The sequence below is a fragment of the Bacteroides graminisolvens DSM 19988 = JCM 15093 genome (assembly GCF_000428125.1).
GTDB lineage: Bacteria > Bacteroidota > Bacteroidia > Bacteroidales > Bacteroidaceae > Bacteroides > Bacteroides graminisolvens.
This window is the reverse complement of record NZ_ATZI01000001.1, coordinates 1,099,962-1,114,263: the sequence shown is the minus strand read 5'-3', so window position 1 is coordinate 1,114,263 and position 14,302 is coordinate 1,099,962. Positions and strand designations below refer to the sequence as shown.

Sequence of the window (14,302 nt, the reverse complement as noted above, 5' to 3'; positions counted from 1 at the left end):
AAATGCAATCATAAACCGCTAAGACATAAAAAAAGGCAAGAGTATGAGCTCCTGCCTTTGCGCCTATAATAATTTGAATATACTATAAGATTATAAGTACAAAGATAATACATTATCCTGTCAATTCCAAATCATTGTGGTTCTTTTATCAGGTTATTACATTTTATGAGGAAAACAACAACCCATGTACAAGTATCCGTTGGCAGAATTCACGAAGTTAAAAGGGTTATGTCACGAATGAAAGTCCATTTAGGAGATGAATCAAAGCAAAAAAGACTGTTTATTATCAGAAAAGGCTCGAAATGAGCCAAACATCGACGAGATTTCAGTTAAATTGTAGTTAACGAATCTGTATACATTGTTAAAAGTGATGGATAGTGATAGTAAAACACCGTTTTTAGTGGTAGACATCTTTTACTATCACTACACTAAAACCCCTTTCTGCAAAGGGTTTTAGTGTAGTTAGTGAGGGTAAGTGATGGTAAACCACACTTTTTTATTTTCTGGGAGGTGTGTCGCGTTAGCACCGGTTGCTAAAGAGCACAGCTTCCTTCGCCTCCAAAGTCGGCACCGGTGGTTCCCTTGTATTCAGGATGCCGTTGCAGCCAAACAACAGCGTACGAACAGGTTGCAACGGGCTTGTATCCGTTTTCCAAGGCATAATCATACGTAGCCTTAACCAAGGCAGACGCAATGCCACGCCCTCCTATTTCTTCGGGAACAATAGTATGCCGAATGTCCAACGCTCCGTCGGCAAGTGTATAGGCTACGTAAGCCGTTACACCATCAACTTCAACACGGAACTTACTTTTTTCTTTATCATGTACTATATCCATAACTTTATATTTTAGGGTTCGCCCAAATATATAAAATTATTTTATATAACAAGTGCAGCCTAACAAAGTATTATTACCTTTGCTTGCATGAATCTGAAGACGCAACTATCCAAACGAATCGGCATGAACCAGGTGCGACAGCTGTTGCTCCACATCGGGGGAGATGAAAAGTCAATCAAAGAGCTGTATGACTTAATCTTTGAGGAAGACGTTACCACTTCTTTCCAGGCTCTATGGGTGTGCACACACTTGAACGAGGAAGATAACCGTTTGCTGTTTGACAAACAAAACCAATTGATTGACTTGGTGATGAATTGCACACATACGGGCAAGCGACGCATTTTGCTGAATGTGCTTTGTCGACAGCCCGTTCCGGAAGAATTCAGAACCGATTTCTTAGACTTCTGCCTCGAAAGAATGATGTCGAAACAGGAATTGCCCGCCACACAAATGCTTTGCATGAAGCTGGCTTATGAAATGTGCCGACACATTCCGGAGCTTTTGCAGGAATATCGTAACCTGATAGAGATCATGGAACCCGATTTATTATCACCCGCCGTGAGGGCTGTTCGTCGAAACATTTACAAGGCGATCACTAAAAAAAGAGGTATACTAAAACAATAACAAAGAAAGAATATGAAACTACATCACATCGCTATCTGGACATACAAACTGGAAGAGTTAAGAGATTTCTACACGCGTTATTTTAACGGAAAAAGTAATCAGAAGTACGTCAACAGCACCAAAGGCTTTGAATCTTATTTCATTGCTTTCGACGGTGAAACGAGTCTGGAGTTAATGAGCCGCACCGATGTGCAAAACCTGCCCATAGAGGAAAACCGACTGGGTTTAACGCACATGGCTTTCACTTTCGGTAGTCGGGAAGAGGTTCTGCGGCAAACAGAAAGATTAAGGGCCGACGGGTATGTCATTGCAGGTGAGCCGCGAACTTCGGGAGATGGCTACTTTGAAAGTGTGGTGCTCGATCCTGACGGCAACAGAATAGAATGTGTATTTCAAAAAGAAGCATAAGTATGAATAAGAATTATATAGAAACAAACCGCTTGATTTTAAGGCGATTCGAAGAGACCGACATCGATGATTTTTTTGAGTGTTGCCAGAATCCCAACCTAGGCAATAATGCCGGTTGGAAACCGCATGAAAGCAAAGAAGAATCATTGGCTATTCTGAAATCTTTTTTCATTGAGAGTGAAAACAATGTATGGGCAGTGGTACTGAAAGAGACCGACAGAATCATCGGTTCCATCGGACTTGTTCCCGATCCCAAACGGGAAAATCCGCACAGTGGCATGCTGGGCTATTGGTTAAAGGAATCTTGCTGGGGAAAGGGTTACATGTCCGAAGCCACACAAGCTGTCTTGAAGTTTGGATTTTCCACTCTCAACCTGAATCTGGTAACGGCCAACTGCTACCCGCATAATGAACGTTCGCAGCAGGTGCTCAAACGCAACGGCTTTGTTTACGAAGGTTTATTGCATCAGGCGGAAGTTACTTACGACGAAAAGGTATTGGATCATCTTTGTTATTATCTAACGAAGGAGGTGTATAAAAAGTAACCTTACTGCATTTGTCTGATGCGCACTTCAACGCCACTTCCTTTGAGTTTAGCCGGTAATTCATCAATGGCGGTACTGCCGTAATGATACGGGTAAAGGACTTTGGGCGAGAACATGCGTGCTGCACGAGCAGCCTGATCAACCGTCATGGTGTAAGGCTGGTTCACGGGCAGAAAAGCCACATCAATCTCTTTCAGTTCTTTGAGTTCGGGAATGTCTTCCGTATCTCCCGCTACGTAAATGCGTAGTCCGTCAAACGTAAGCACATAACCGTTATCACGGTGGCGGGGGTGATACATCTCTCTTCCCACCGTGGTATTGTAAGCCGGAACAGCCTCAACCTTAACATCACCCAAGATAAAGGCCTCATCGCCATTCTTAAGTATGTTTCCTTTTTCCAGTTTTTTGTAACCGGATTCATTAATCAGTACTTCGGTTTGATTTTTACTGACTGCCTGAATGGCTTGCAAATCTAGATGATCGGCATGTTCATGTGTAATAAGTATCACATCTGCTTTGGGGAACGACTGGTAATCGGCATATTGTGAAACAGGATCTATCTGAATGTATTTCCCGTTGTACGAAAGCATCAAGCTACCGTGTTTAATGAAGGTAATAACAACGTCCTTACCCGATTTGGTTTTAAACGTATCTGTTTCAAGGGGTTTTGCCCAAAGAACTGCGGCAAGTGCACAAAGCAACCCCAACACCATGTTTCGTTTCATATCATTTTACTTTTATGGTTCACACACAAATATAGATAAATTTAAAAAGATATTGCTACTTTTGTTGCTGCATAAATAATAAAAACGATTAACTAATGAAAATTTCTTCTCCTCGCATACCCAAAAAGCTTCAGGAAAACGAAGATCTGAGTAACCTGGTTGCCGAACTGACCGAGGATATTGAAGGCCGGCTATTTACGGCACAAACGGCTCATGAGATTTCGAAATCATTGCTAGACGTACAAACTTGTATCTTTAATCAGTGCATATTCCGTGAGTGCGACTTGCATAAGTCGAGATTCTGTGATGTGGAATTCAGAAGCTGCGATTTGTCAAACGTCAAATTGCATGAATGTGCCTTTAACAGGGTTAGCTTTGTTGATTGCAAACTAATGGGGACTAACTTCTCGGAAGGAACCTTTAATCACGTTTCTTTCAGTCATTGCAGTGCTCCTTACGTTATTTTCTCGGGCAGTAAGTTTCACCATGCCCTATTTAGCGAATCGGATATGAGTAGATGTGCTGCCGAGAATTGCGCATTCGGCTTCACGGAGTTCAATCAGTGCAACTTCACCGAAGCAGAATTTCATCAAAGCAAACTGAGGGATATTGATTTAAGTACCTGCGAAATTAATGGCATCCGTCTTACCGGCAATGAATTGCGGGGAGCCGTTGTAAACAGCATGCAGGCTGTAGAGTTGGCCAAGTTGCTGGGAGTTATCGTTGTTTAATGAAGGAATAGTATGAAAAAGGTTATTATAATAGGTGCTACGTCGGGCATTGGAGAGGAAATTGCTAAAATATACATTGCCCAAGGGTGGCAGGTAGGTATTGCCGGTCGGCGCGAGGAGGCTTTAACGGCCTTAGCGGCTACCGCACCTGCACAAGTAAAAACGCAGGTGATTGATGTTACATGTGCCGATGCACCCGAACAACTTCAAAGCCTCATCGAAAAGCTGGGGGGAATGGATTTGTTCTTACTCAGTTCGGGCATCGGTAGCCAGAATGTAAAACTGGAGCCCGAAATTGAATTGAATACCGCACGAACCAATGTAGAAGGGTTTATACGAATGGTGACGACTGCCTATCGCTTCTTTAAGGAACAGGGTAGCGGACACCTGGCAGTAATCAGTTCCGTTGCCGGTACCAAAGGATTGGGGTCGGCACCTGCTTATTCGGCTACGAAGCGTTTTCAAAACACTTACATAGATGCTTTGGCTCAACTGGCACGCATGGAGAGGTTATCCATACAGTTTACGGACATTCGTCCGGGCTTTGTGGCTACCGCTTTGCTAAAGAACCGGAAATATCCGTTGTTGATGCGTGCCGATAGCACGGCCCAACACATTGTGAAAGCGCTTACCAATAAAAAACGCGTGGCGATTATCGACACACGTTATGCCATACTCGTTTTCTTCTGGCAGCTTATACCTCGCTGGGTGTGGGAAAGACTGCCCATACGCAACGATAAATCATAAAGCGATCAAGGCTTTTTCTCCTCAAAATCGAGCGAGATGGAGTTGACGCAATGGCGGGTGTTCTTTGAAGTGAACCCTTCGCCCAAAAATACGTGTCCCAAATGTGCTCCGCAACGAGCACATTGTATCTCCGTTCTTCGCCCGTCGGCATCGGGCACACGTTTTACAGCACCTTTTATCTCATCGTCAAAACTGGGCCATCCGCAACCGGCATCAAATTTATCGTCCGACCGGTACAGAGGGGCTCCGCAACGTTTGCAGCAATAGGTACCGTCTGCTTTATGCTGGTAGTATTTGCCTTGGAAGGGACGCTCAGTCCCTTTATCCACAATCACTCTCTTTTCTTCGGGGGTTAATTCTTTCATAACATATCCTTTCTGAACAGGTTTTCCTTTCTCTTCTGTTTCACGTTGCATCTGCTTCAAGCCCATCAGGCTGACCGACAACATAAAAATCCATATCAAATCTGTTACCTTCATCTTTGTTTATTCTATTATAGAAACAGTGGCTTTTAGTTAATAGTTCAAAGCAATGGGCTGTTTGACATACTTAAACAAACAGATTCGTTATATTTGCATTTGCTATGACAATATCAAAGATAGATAAGGAAAAAAGAACAGTAGAGCGAATGATCAGGCTTTACTGTGAAAAGAAAGAAGGGAATCAGGAACTTTGTGCCTCTTGTAAGGAACTGATTGCTTATGCACATGCCCGATTAGATCATTGTCCGTTTGGCGAACAAAAAGGCATGTGCAAGTATTGCAAGATTCATTGCTACTCACCCCAGAAACGCAAAGAGATTAAAAAGGTGATGCGTTTTGCCGGACCGCGAATGTTACTTTACGCTCCATGGCAGGTTATAAAACATTGGCTGAAAAAATAGACGACTATTCCTCGCTTTGTTTCACCCAAAGCAAACGGGAGATATCGTATCCTCTTCGTTCGGCTTTGTAAAGCAGCATTTTCTTAACGTCATCCGGCAATTGCGGCGTGCGGCTTAATATCCACAAATAGTTATTGTTGCTACTTCCTATAAGCACGTAATTGTAATTCACTTCATCGAGTTCCAATATGTAGTAGTCACTGTAGAACCAAAGGAAAAAGGCGACTTTCAATTTGCCGGGCGTATCCGGATCGGGCACGTATGCTTTTCCTTCCGAAACATTCAGTTCTCCGTTTAGGTAGCCGCTGTTAACGACACGTATCTTGTTACCAGATAGTAAAGTGTACTCCGCCGTCACGCGAGTCAGATTGCGTTCAAACCGATTCTCAAAACGGGCTATCTCGTACCATTTGCCCATGTAACGCGACAAATCTATTTTTCGGACGGTCCACTTAGTCGTGTCAGCCAGAAATTCATCAATGTCATTCGCCGAGAATTCAAAGCCTGTTTCTTCCAGCGTGGCAGGGATAACGCATTGACCTGTAGTAAGGAAATTCGATGCTTCTCCCATAAAGAAACGAATAACGGCAGACGGAACCGTCAATTTGAACCAGCTGCTATATCGCCAGGCCATTCTGTCTCTCAACTCGGTTTGGGTTATTTGATGAGGTGCAACAAAATTAATGATGCCGATAATGGAGGTGGTCTTAATAACATGGAGCATGGCCTTGTTCAGGTCTCGGATGTCTATCCATGGAAAATACTGATTACCGGGACCTATTGCTACGGCCATCTTCAGCTTCAACGAGCGCGAAAGTTCTTTGAATGCGCCTCCGTCGGGCGAAAGCACTACACCGAAACGAGTAATCACCAAGCGTGTATCGGTATGCACCTTGGCAGCTTCGGCTTCCCAACGACAGCAAAGGTCAGACAAGAAGCCTTCTCCCCTCTCCTGCGAGTAGTCGTCATGGCAACCTTCCGTAGGATAATACCCCACAGCCGAAGCCGAAATAAACAACTGAGGTTTCTGTTCGAGTGAATTGATGGTTTGTACCAGTCGGCGGGTAACGTTGATGCGACTGTTATATAGTTCCTTTTTATATTCGGTGGTCCACCGGCGATTGATGGTTGCCCCTGCCAAATTGATAACCACTTCGCACTGTGAAAGGCGAGCGATTAACTGATCGGACATGTTATCACGGAACATAGCACGTCCTAAAGGAACTATCTGATGTCCCTGTAACTCCAAGAAGGCTGAAAGACGCTTCCCGATAAATCCGCTTGCTCCGCTAATGGCTATTTTCATGTTATACTTGTTTTCTTAAAAAACACAAATATAACATGAAAAGTTTAGCTATCAATAGATTAATCGGTACAATACTTTTTCAACGGACAATCTGTTGCTTTTAACCCCTCAACAATGCTCCGGGCATTCATCCGGGCGCCTTGAAGTGAAGTGTGAGTATGGTCGTTATTAAAGAATGCAGCAGCCTTTTCGGGTCCCATCTGCTGAAGCTTATCGGCCGACAGTTTATTCAGGTCAATATAGTAAGCACCGGCTTTCTCGGCGGCATCTTTCGCCCACTGTCCGTAGGTGTCTGTGTTACGTTCAATTTGGCCGTCCTTCCACTTGTTACGGGGCGTGTGACTTAACACTACAGGTATGGCTCCTTTCTCTTTCACATCTCGAATAAACTTGCGAAGGTACCACCCAAATGTATATACTACCTGATATTTACCGGTTGCCTCCATTAAAAAGACTTTACTTTCTTCACCGGAACCGTGCAGTTCGCCACGAGCTTTGCCTACATGAATATCACCACCGTCATTGTGTCCGAACTGCATCAGCACAAAATCACCGGGCTTTAATGCATTATAAACTTTGTCCCAACGGCCTTCATCAAGGAAAGTACGTGCACTGCGGCCTGCCATCGCACAGTTTTCAACGGATATTTTATTCAGGTTAAATTCACCGGCTATAACGCTCCCCCAGCCCCACATGCCGTTTTCATCTTTGTCATTGTTCTTAACGGTACTGTCGCCGATGGTAAATAACACCGGACGGCCCTTTTTTCGACTAGAACCTGTGATTGTGTCTTTTGCAACCGGTTTCAGGTAATTAGCCAACTCCAATCCTTTGTAAGCACGAATTCCTTCTGCAGCCGACTCGGCATTGACTTTAGCTCCGAACGCACTGGTATGTATGCGGTCCAGATAGAATAGGTACTGAACCTTTTCTTTCCCGAATTTCTCAAACTTGCGAGCACTGATGTCATTCAAATCAATGAAAGGAACCTTCTGTTCTTTCGCTATTTGTTTTGCCCATAAACCAAACGTTTTGTTTACTCGCGTTACAATGGTACTGTCTTTGTCTTCCCAAGCATTACGAGGAGTTAGCGAAACTAAAATGGGATGCGCTCCTTTGGCTTTTGCCTCCTGCACAAACCGACGCATGTATTCACCATAGGTGTAAACAGTTTCTTTGACACCTGTTTCTTTAATGGTTACCGGAAGACTGTCTTTGCCGATACCGGGAATGGAAGCACGTGCGCGTCCGCTGTCATAAGGACCGTTGTCATTATGTCCCAGCTCAATGATTACCCAATCGCCCGGACGAATACCTTTAAGTACATCGGGCCAAAGACGAGTATAAAAGGTGCGGCTACTGGTTCCTCCCAGAGCATGATTCTCAACGGTTATCTTATCTGTATCAAAAAAGTCGCCGGCATAGTAGCCCCAGCCCCACTGCCCGTTATTACCGTTACCTAACGTACCGGTGCGCATCGTAGAGTTACCAACTAAAAAAAGAACCGGGTTGTTGCCCTTGCGACTGGCTCCGGCAACAGGGCGTGCCGTTCGCGCCTTATTTAAACTGTCGAGTGTATTGTCAATCACGTTATTCACATCTTTCATAGGTGATGTGATGTTGTTTTGTGCGTGTACTGATCCTGTATATAACAGAAGTCCGAATAAGCCCCAAAGGCTGCATAATAATAGATTCTTCATCTTTCTACTTTTAAACATTGGTTTGAGTGCAAAAATAGAAAGGATATGCTTATGTATACATGGCATATTGTTCACATTCATGTTATATTATTCTTTTTAAGGCAATAATAAAAGTTAAATATTCATTTTCGTCGAATAACAAAAGAGACTAAACATGCAATTCTAACTTCCAGGTAACCATGTAACTTCGTGGTAAGCTCTTGCATAGTTAAACTTCACATTGTACATTTGCTCTCTATAAGAGAGTTAGCGCTAAAAATAAACGTGCTACACTTTATATATTAATTAAAATAGGTTTTACGATTTAAAATAAGAAGTCATGAAGAAGTTATTTATTTTATCTGTCATAGTATTGAGCTCTGCAGCTGCAATGGCTCAAAGTAAGGTTTGGAAAAACGATCCGGCACATTCTCGACTGGGTTTTGTTGTAAAGCACTTGACCATATCTGAAATTAGTGGTCGTTTTGCTGATTTTAGTGTGGATGTAACTACAACAAAAGCCGATTATTCTGATGCTCAAATATCAGTTACGGCAAAGGTAGCAAGTATTGATACGGATATTGAAGCGCGCGATAATCATTTGCGCTCTGCCGATTTCTTTGATGCGGAAAAATATCCGGTTCTTACTTTCAAAAGCATTTACCTGAAAAAGACCGGTCAGAATGAAGGAAAGCTATATGGTAACCTGAGCTTTCACGGCATAACCAAAGCTGTAACATTAGACGTTACTTATTTTGGCACGGTGGTTAACCCCATGAGTAAGGCTGAAACTGCCGGTTTCAAAATTAAAGGAACCATTAAAAGATCTGATTTTAATTTGGGCGCAAACTTCCCCGAAGCGGTAATCAGTGATAATATTCAGATTATTGCCGATGTGGAATTCAGTCCCGCTAAATAATACATTCACCATTAATAACAAATTAAATTTATGAAAACAATAGTAGTTTTAGCTCACCCGCATATTGAACAATCTGGTGTTAACAAGACATGGACCAGTGCATTAGTACAAAAGCACCCGGAAGTGAAGTTACATAACCTGTATACCAAATATCCCGACTGGAAATTTGACGTACAAGCCGAGCAAGCTTTGCTGGAACAATACGATCGCATCATTTTGGAGTTTCCGGTTCAATGGTACAGCGTTACTCCTTTATTAAAGAAATGGCTCGACGATGTATTTTTGCAAGGTTGGTGTTATGGCGAAGGAGGCAATAAGCTTGCCGGCAAACAGATTGGCATTGCCTTGTCCACAGCGGGCGTTTCGGAAGCATACACCGAAGAGGTATACGGAACTGTAGCACAAATTTTGAAACCGCTCGAATCGACCGCCAAGTTTGTTGGAGCCGAATACATTTCATACCATGTATTCCACGGTGCATATACTCCGGATGCAAGCGAACGACTTGCAGAGGATGTAGAAAAGTATATTGATTTCGTGACGAAATAAGCAGCACGTTGCTAAGTGATACCATGTCTCTGTTTTGCATGCGTTGCAAGACAGAGATGTGTAGTTTATTAATACACCAACAAAAGGATGACAATGAAAAGAAGAACAGAATCAGCCTGCCCGGTTCGCTCTGTTTTAAACAGTGTGGGCAGTAAATGGTCTATATTGATTATAGATATTTTGGGCAATACGGAAAGTATGCGTTTTAATGAGATAAATAAAACATTGGGAGATATCTCTCAGAAAATGCTAACATCTACGTTGAGGTCATTGGAAGCAGATGGTATTTTATCAAGGAAAATGTATAATGAAATACCTCCCCGGGTAGAATATGCGCTGACTCAATTGGGGCAAGAACTGTTACCACATATACGCAACCTGATTGGTTGGAGTCAACAAAACTTAGAATCTATCAAAAAGAACCGCTTACTTTTTGAACAAAACCATTAAAGAAAGCGTATTGAGAGTACTACTAAAAATAAAAAGATGAGCTTAAAACATCAGGCGTATAAAGAAGCCAACATTCGGTTTCTAGAAGAAAATCTTCAAAATGAGGGAATTAACGAACTTCCTTCGGGTATTCAATACAAAGTCATTTTAAAAGGAAATGGACCGGTTCCTTCCATCAAAAGCACGGTGAAAGTACATTATAAAGGGACCATGATTGATGGCACCGAGTTCGACAATTCATTTGCTCGCAAGAAACCGGAAGTGTTTCGCGTGAAAGATGTTATTACGGGCTGGCAACATGCGCTCACGGCAATGCCTCTCGGATCACGGTGGATCATCTATATTCCGTATGAATTGGGGTATGGTACAAGAGCATGTGGTAATATCAAAGCGTATTCAACACTTATCTTTGAGGTGGAACTACTCGGAGTCAAGTAGGTCAAAGTTGTTTTTCGGTTAAATGTTTCCAATAGCGTACAGGCATGTTTTGCTTGTGCAGCTTAGGATTGATACGTTCTTTAATGGCGATAGACTTGAAATAGGTTTTCCACATTTCCTGAAACAGTTTCTCGTCTTCTGCCATTTGAGTTTCATCAAGCATGCCACTCACCAAATGGGCGGCTTCGGTTTCTAACGTTATTTCTTCTACGGTATTCAGGTCGTAATAATAACCGTAACTGCGTTTCAAATCATATATAATCCACTTTTGATCGGAAAACCGGTCTTTAAAATGAGGAATAGCAAGTGCCAGAACGTTATACATAGGCTCAAAAGCAGCAAAGAAAGTTCCGTCTGCCGCTTTTTGAAAGCGAACAAACTGAAGCATACGCCTTCTTTCTGCACATACTTTTTTCCATATCTGTGCTAATTCAAGCACATCGGGATCGGCAAAGTTGACTTCAATAGACTGACGAGAATCAATTGCCTTACAAATATAACGAAACAAAAGCATATCAATGTGTGGAAGCTCAGACAGCCAACAGGTGGTTATGCACGAAAGAGCAGAAGTTGACAGTTTCTTCTGCAGACCGGCCCAAACACGGTTCGACTTCTCTTCGTCAGCAATAACAGTAAAACTATCATCAACGAAAAGCGGCAAAGGTTCACCTTCGGCAAGCAATACATCGGGGAAAGTACGACGATAATAAGCATCAAAAACCACCGTAAGTAAACCTTCAAATGTTTTATCATACCGGAAGACAATCATTCGTCAACAAAGTTAAGTAACAATTGCCTGTCATCCAGGTTTTTCTTACCCGACGGCACAAGTAGTTTTCGAACAGTTTGAGGCGTCATTTCATTGACTGTACGAACTGTTAACTCGTTGCAGGTAATAAAGTACTGTGCTTTCTTCATCACAATCCCTATTTTCTTCAACTGATAACTGCCCAACTTTCCGTAACGGCGAGAAGTAATAATGAGCTTAGCCGATTTCACTCCGATACCGGGAACACGCAACAGCAATTCGTAATCAGCTTTGTTCACATCGACCGGAAATTGTTCGGGATGCCGTAATGCCCACGACAACTTAGGATCGACCTCTAAGTCAAGATCAGGATAGGCATCATTGACAATCTCATCCACTTTAAATTGGTAGAAACGGAGTAGCCAATCGGCCTGATACAACCTGTTCTCCCGAACCAAAGGAGGCTGTTTCAACGCTGGTAGACGTTTATCGTAAGTATTCACCGAAACATAGCCCGAATAATAAACGCGCTTCATTGTTGGACGTTGATAAAGCACGGAAGAAAGGCGCAGTATGTCTTTGTCTGTTTCAGGAGTGGCCCCCACAATCATCTGCGTACTTTGTCCGGCAGGAGCAAAACGCGGTGCATAGCGATATTTCTTTCTCTCTTCACTGCTCTCAAGTACTCCCTGCTGAATATATTTCATCGGTTGAAAGACACTCTTAAAGTCTTTTTCGGGTGCCAGGTGTTTTAAGCTCTCTTCATTCGGGATTTCAATATTTACGCTTAATCGATCCGCGTATAATCCGGCTTCATTCACCAACTCCCGGCTTGCCCCCGGAATACTTTTAAGGTGTATATATCCGTTAAACCGATGCACTTGCCGCAAATCTTTAGCAACGCGCACCAGTCGCTCCATGGTATAATCAGGGTTACGAACCACTCCGGAACTCAAAAAAAGTCCTTCAATGTAATTCCTACGATAGAATTCCATTGTAAGCTCTACCAATTCAGTAACGGAGAATGTTGCTCGTCGCAAATCATTGCTGCGGCGGTTGATGCAATAGGCACAATCATAAATGCAATGATTGGTAAGCATGATTTTAAGCAGCGATATGCAACGACCATCTTCCGCAAAGCTATGGCAAATGCCCCATCCGCCTACAGTATTCCCCAATGCGCCCTTCTGATTGGAGCGAACGGTTCCACTAGACGAACAAGATACGTCGTACTTGGCCGACTCAGCCAATATCTTTAATTTTTCGAGCACATCTGCGTTCATAATCAGCACTTTAAGTACTTAAAATCGTAGAGCCAAAGATAGTAATTATCAGTCAAAAATCAATTAGACATTATATTGTTATAACAAAAAAAGACCACTCTTTATCAGAGTGGTCTAACTGCTTTTTGAAAAGATGAAATTTATTTCTTAGAAGCTTCTAAAGATGCTTTTCTGAATTCTTTCATTGATTTTTCAATCTCTAAAGAAGCTTTACGAGCACGTGTACCTGCAGCTTTGTTTCCGTTCTCAATTTGTGCTTCAGCGTCTTTTAGGAATTCAGCTACCAGCTGATTTACCTTTTCTACTAGTTCTTTCATAATCCTTTTTATAATGTTTCGTTAATATTTGGTCGGCAAAATTACATTCTTTCCGCAAATAACAACATAGTTGAGAATCTTTTTTTTAATAAAAAAGCCTTAAAAGGACTCACAGCATACTCAAATCGTTTTTTTTCTATACTTTTGCATCTGAAAAACCGATTAGAGGCATTCATAACTGGCCCAAACATCAAGAAGTGTAGTTGGGCACTTACCAGCCAAATCTATTCGGTTTGATATAACCGAAACTGTATTTGAAAATCATAAATTCTGTTTCAAACTGAAATGATCATTCTTTTTATTTGTACATTTGCACTTTCATGATCATATATAAAAATAGTAAGAATCAATAATATAACTCTTATAAATAATGAGCTTGTTATCTAAATTATTAAAAAAGGACACCGGAGACGGTAACAGCAACGTTGGCAATGTGGAAGATTTCGTTTCACTCACCCGCGTTTATTTTCAATCGGTCATTGCTGTAAATCTTGGAATCACCAATATTAATTTCATTCCCGATGTTGCACAATTTAAACGTATGTTTAAAGTGCAGACACAAAATGGAAAATTGGGATTAGCCGAAAAATCACGTGCACGCAAAATGTTGATGCAGGATTATGGATTAAGTGAAAACTTCTTCAAAGAAATTGATGCATCGGTCAAAAAGAGTTGTAAAACGCCAAATGACATACAAGCGTATCTGTTTATGTACCAAGGATTTTCAAATGACTTGATGATGCTGATGGGAAACCTTATGCAATGGAAATTCCGCATACCTTTATTATTCAAAAAGATTTTGAAAGGAATGACAGAGAAAACCGTTCACGAAGTATGTACCAAGAAAGTGTGGAAGGCTGACGATGTGCATAAAACAGCGACTGCCGTAAGACAGTATAAAGAACGATTAGGGTACTCAGAACAATGGATGACGGAATATGTGTACAATATTGTTTTGTTAGCCAAAAAGGAACCCAAACAAAAAGGAGACATCGCTAAATAATTGAAATAAAACTGTTTGTATTGATTAGAAAAGGGAACAAAAAAACTTTTTTTTTCTTAATAAACGCACGAGTTTGAAAGCGGAAGAATTGATCTTCCGCTTTTTTTTGTT

At 42.0% G+C, this 14,302-nt stretch carries 16 protein-coding genes and 3 pseudogenes; 11 read left to right on the top strand and 8 right to left on the bottom strand.

What is annotated here, in order from left to right; genetic code table 11:
* Window positions 1–533: 533 nt before the first annotated feature.
* Entirely contained in the window at window positions 534–836 is a 303-nt protein-coding gene (locus tag C511_RS0104680; RefSeq protein ID WP_024996853.1) for a GNAT family N-acetyltransferase, read from the bottom strand.
* An 87-nt stretch (window positions 837–923) separates the two neighbouring features.
* On the opposite strand from C511_RS0104680, the gene C511_RS0104675 reads away from it, so the two are divergent.
* A complete protein-coding gene (locus C511_RS0104675) occupies window positions 924–1,460 on the top strand; it encodes a hypothetical protein (RefSeq protein WP_024996854.1) in 537 nt (178 codons plus the stop codon).
* Between the two features lie 12 nt (window positions 1,461–1,472).
* Window positions 1,473–2,389 (top strand): annotated as a pseudogene (locus tag C511_RS18475) (GNAT family N-acetyltransferase); the annotation flags it as partial.
* 26 nt (window positions 2,390–2,415) lie between these two features.
* Here C511_RS18475 and C511_RS0104660 read toward each other — a convergent pair.
* Window positions 2,416–3,138, bottom strand: a complete 723-nt coding sequence (locus C511_RS0104660) for an MBL fold metallo-hydrolase (protein WP_024996855.1) — start codon at window positions 3,136–3,138, stop codon at window positions 2,416–2,418.
* Window positions 3,139–3,233: 95 nt separating this feature from the next.
* On the opposite strand from C511_RS0104660, the gene C511_RS0104655 reads away from it, so the two are divergent.
* The gene (locus C511_RS0104655; RefSeq protein ID WP_024996856.1) at window positions 3,234–3,869 is read left to right on the top strand and encodes a pentapeptide repeat-containing protein; all 636 of its coding nucleotides are present in this window, start codon (window positions 3,234–3,236) and stop codon (window positions 3,867–3,869) included.
* Window positions 3,870–3,881: 12 nt separating this feature from the next.
* On the top strand, window positions 3,882–4,616 hold the full coding sequence (locus tag C511_RS0104650; protein WP_024996857.1) for an SDR family NAD(P)-dependent oxidoreductase: 735 nt from the start codon (window positions 3,882–3,884) through the stop codon (window positions 4,614–4,616).
* A 23-nt stretch (window positions 4,617–4,639) separates the two neighbouring features.
* Here C511_RS0104650 and C511_RS0104645 read toward each other — a convergent pair.
* Window positions 4,640–4,981, bottom strand: a pseudogene (locus C511_RS0104645) (methionine-R-sulfoxide reductase); the annotation flags it as partial.
* 218 nt (window positions 4,982–5,199) lie between these two features.
* Here C511_RS0104645 and C511_RS0104640 point away from each other — a divergent pair.
* Window positions 5,200–5,499 carry a nitrous oxide-stimulated promoter family protein gene (locus tag C511_RS0104640; protein WP_024996859.1) on the top strand — a complete coding sequence of 100 codons (300 nt, stop codon included), beginning with the start codon at window positions 5,200–5,202 and terminating at the stop codon, window positions 5,497–5,499.
* Between the two features lie 4 nt (window positions 5,500–5,503).
* Here the strand turns inward: C511_RS0104640 and C511_RS0104635 are convergent, their stop codons facing one another.
* Both C511_RS0104635 and C511_RS0104630 read right to left on the bottom strand, forming a co-directional pair.
* The gene (locus C511_RS0104635; RefSeq protein WP_024996860.1) at window positions 5,504–6,805 is read right to left on the bottom strand and encodes a TIGR01777 family oxidoreductase; all 1,302 of its coding nucleotides are present in this window, start codon (window positions 6,803–6,805) and stop codon (window positions 5,504–5,506) included.
* A gap of 59 nt (window positions 6,806–6,864) precedes the next feature.
* On the bottom strand, window positions 6,865–8,412 hold the full coding sequence (locus C511_RS0104630; protein ID WP_226992540.1) for a rhamnogalacturonan acetylesterase: 1,548 nt from the start codon (window positions 8,410–8,412) through the stop codon (window positions 6,865–6,867).
* Window positions 8,413–8,824: 412 nt separating this feature from the next.
* On the opposite strand from C511_RS0104630, the gene C511_RS0104625 reads away from it, so the two are divergent.
* The 4 genes from C511_RS0104625 (at window position 8,825) to C511_RS0104610 (ending at window position 10,840) form a co-directional block, all read left to right on the top strand.
* Window positions 8,825–9,403, top strand: a complete 579-nt coding sequence (locus tag C511_RS0104625; RefSeq protein ID WP_024996862.1) for a YceI family protein — start codon at window positions 8,825–8,827, stop codon at window positions 9,401–9,403.
* A 30-nt stretch (window positions 9,404–9,433) separates the two neighbouring features.
* Entirely contained in the window at window positions 9,434–9,952 is a 519-nt protein-coding gene (locus C511_RS0104620; RefSeq protein ID WP_024996863.1) for an NAD(P)H-dependent oxidoreductase, read from the top strand.
* Window positions 9,953–10,045: 93 nt separating this feature from the next.
* Window positions 10,046–10,402 carry a winged helix-turn-helix transcriptional regulator gene (locus C511_RS0104615; protein ID WP_024996864.1) on the top strand — a complete coding sequence of 119 codons (357 nt, stop codon included), beginning with the start codon at window positions 10,046–10,048 and terminating at the stop codon, window positions 10,400–10,402.
* A 36-nt stretch (window positions 10,403–10,438) separates the two neighbouring features.
* Window positions 10,439–10,840 carry an FKBP-type peptidyl-prolyl cis-trans isomerase gene (locus C511_RS0104610; protein ID WP_024996865.1) on the top strand — a complete coding sequence of 134 codons (402 nt, stop codon included), beginning with the start codon at window positions 10,439–10,441 and terminating at the stop codon, window positions 10,838–10,840.
* 1 nt (window position 10,841) lies between these two features.
* Here the strand turns inward: C511_RS0104610 and C511_RS0104605 are convergent, their stop codons facing one another.
* The 3 genes from C511_RS0104605 to C511_RS0104595 form a co-directional block, all read right to left on the bottom strand.
* Window positions 10,842–11,609, bottom strand: a complete 768-nt coding sequence (locus C511_RS0104605) for a TIGR03915 family putative DNA repair protein (protein ID WP_024996866.1) — start codon at window positions 11,607–11,609, stop codon at window positions 10,842–10,844.
* Window positions 11,606–12,871 carry a putative DNA modification/repair radical SAM protein gene (locus C511_RS0104600; protein ID WP_024996867.1) on the bottom strand — a complete coding sequence of 422 codons (1,266 nt, stop codon included), beginning with the start codon at window positions 12,869–12,871 and terminating at the stop codon, window positions 11,606–11,608. The genes C511_RS0104605 and C511_RS0104600 overlap by 4 nt, the downstream gene beginning before the upstream one ends.
* Before the next feature lie 140 nt (window positions 12,872–13,011).
* Window positions 13,012–13,188, bottom strand: a complete 177-nt coding sequence (locus C511_RS0104595; RefSeq protein WP_024996868.1) for a histone H1 — start codon at window positions 13,186–13,188, stop codon at window positions 13,012–13,014.
* Between the two features lie 208 nt (window positions 13,189–13,396).
* Between C511_RS0104595 and C511_RS18265 the strand changes: the two are divergent.
* Together C511_RS18265 and C511_RS0104590 are read left to right on the top strand one after the other, a co-directional pair.
* Window positions 13,397–13,477: pseudogene (locus tag C511_RS18265) on the top strand (ATP-binding protein); the annotation flags it as partial.
* An 81-nt stretch (window positions 13,478–13,558) separates the two neighbouring features.
* Window positions 13,559–14,191, top strand: coding sequence for a hypothetical protein (locus C511_RS0104590; RefSeq protein ID WP_024996869.1), 633 nt, complete (start codon window positions 13,559–13,561; stop codon window positions 14,189–14,191).
* Window positions 14,192–14,302 lie beyond the last annotated feature (111 nt).

Excerpts from the sequence above, each read along its gene's own strand:
- C511_RS0104590 (WP_024996869.1), top strand. The coding sequence starts at position 13,559 with ATGAGCTTGTTATCTAAATTATTAAAAAAGGACACCGGAGACGGTAAC.
- C511_RS0104660 (WP_024996855.1), bottom strand. The coding sequence starts at position 3,138 with ATGAAACGAAACATGGTGTTGGGGTTGCTTTGTGCACTTGCCGCAGTT.
- C511_RS0104650 (WP_024996857.1), top strand. The coding sequence starts at position 3,882 with ATGAAAAAGGTTATTATAATAGGTGCTACGTCGGGCATTGGAGAGGAA.
- C511_RS0104615 (WP_024996864.1), top strand. The coding sequence starts at position 10,046 with ATGAAAAGAAGAACAGAATCAGCCTGCCCGGTTCGCTCTGTTTTAAAC.
- C511_RS0104630 (WP_226992540.1), bottom strand. The coding sequence starts at position 8,412 with ATGAAAGATGTGAATAACGTGATTGACAATACACTCGACAGTTTAAAT.
- C511_RS0104605 (WP_024996866.1), bottom strand. The coding sequence starts at position 11,609 with ATGATTGTCTTCCGGTATGATAAAACATTTGAAGGTTTACTTACGGTG.
- C511_RS0104600 (WP_024996867.1), bottom strand. The coding sequence starts at position 12,871 with ATGAACGCAGATGTGCTCGAAAAATTAAAGATATTGGCTGAGTCGGCC.
- C511_RS0104620 (WP_024996863.1), top strand. The coding sequence starts at position 9,434 with ATGAAAACAATAGTAGTTTTAGCTCACCCGCATATTGAACAATCTGGT.
- C511_RS0104680 (WP_024996853.1), bottom strand. The coding sequence starts at position 836 with ATGGATATAGTACATGATAAAGAAAAAAGTAAGTTCCGTGTTGAAGTT.
- C511_RS0104675 (WP_024996854.1), top strand. The coding sequence starts at position 924 with ATGAATCTGAAGACGCAACTATCCAAACGAATCGGCATGAACCAGGTG.
- C511_RS0104595 (WP_024996868.1), bottom strand. The coding sequence starts at position 13,188 with ATGAAAGAACTAGTAGAAAAGGTAAATCAGCTGGTAGCTGAATTCCTA.
- C511_RS0104655 (WP_024996856.1), top strand. The coding sequence starts at position 3,234 with ATGAAAATTTCTTCTCCTCGCATACCCAAAAAGCTTCAGGAAAACGAA.
- C511_RS0104640 (WP_024996859.1), top strand. The coding sequence starts at position 5,200 with ATGACAATATCAAAGATAGATAAGGAAAAAAGAACAGTAGAGCGAATG.
- C511_RS0104610 (WP_024996865.1), top strand. The coding sequence starts at position 10,439 with ATGAGCTTAAAACATCAGGCGTATAAAGAAGCCAACATTCGGTTTCTA.
- C511_RS0104625 (WP_024996862.1), top strand. The coding sequence starts at position 8,825 with ATGAAGAAGTTATTTATTTTATCTGTCATAGTATTGAGCTCTGCAGCT.
- C511_RS0104635 (WP_024996860.1), bottom strand. The coding sequence starts at position 6,805 with ATGAAAATAGCCATTAGCGGAGCAAGCGGATTTATCGGGAAGCGTCTT.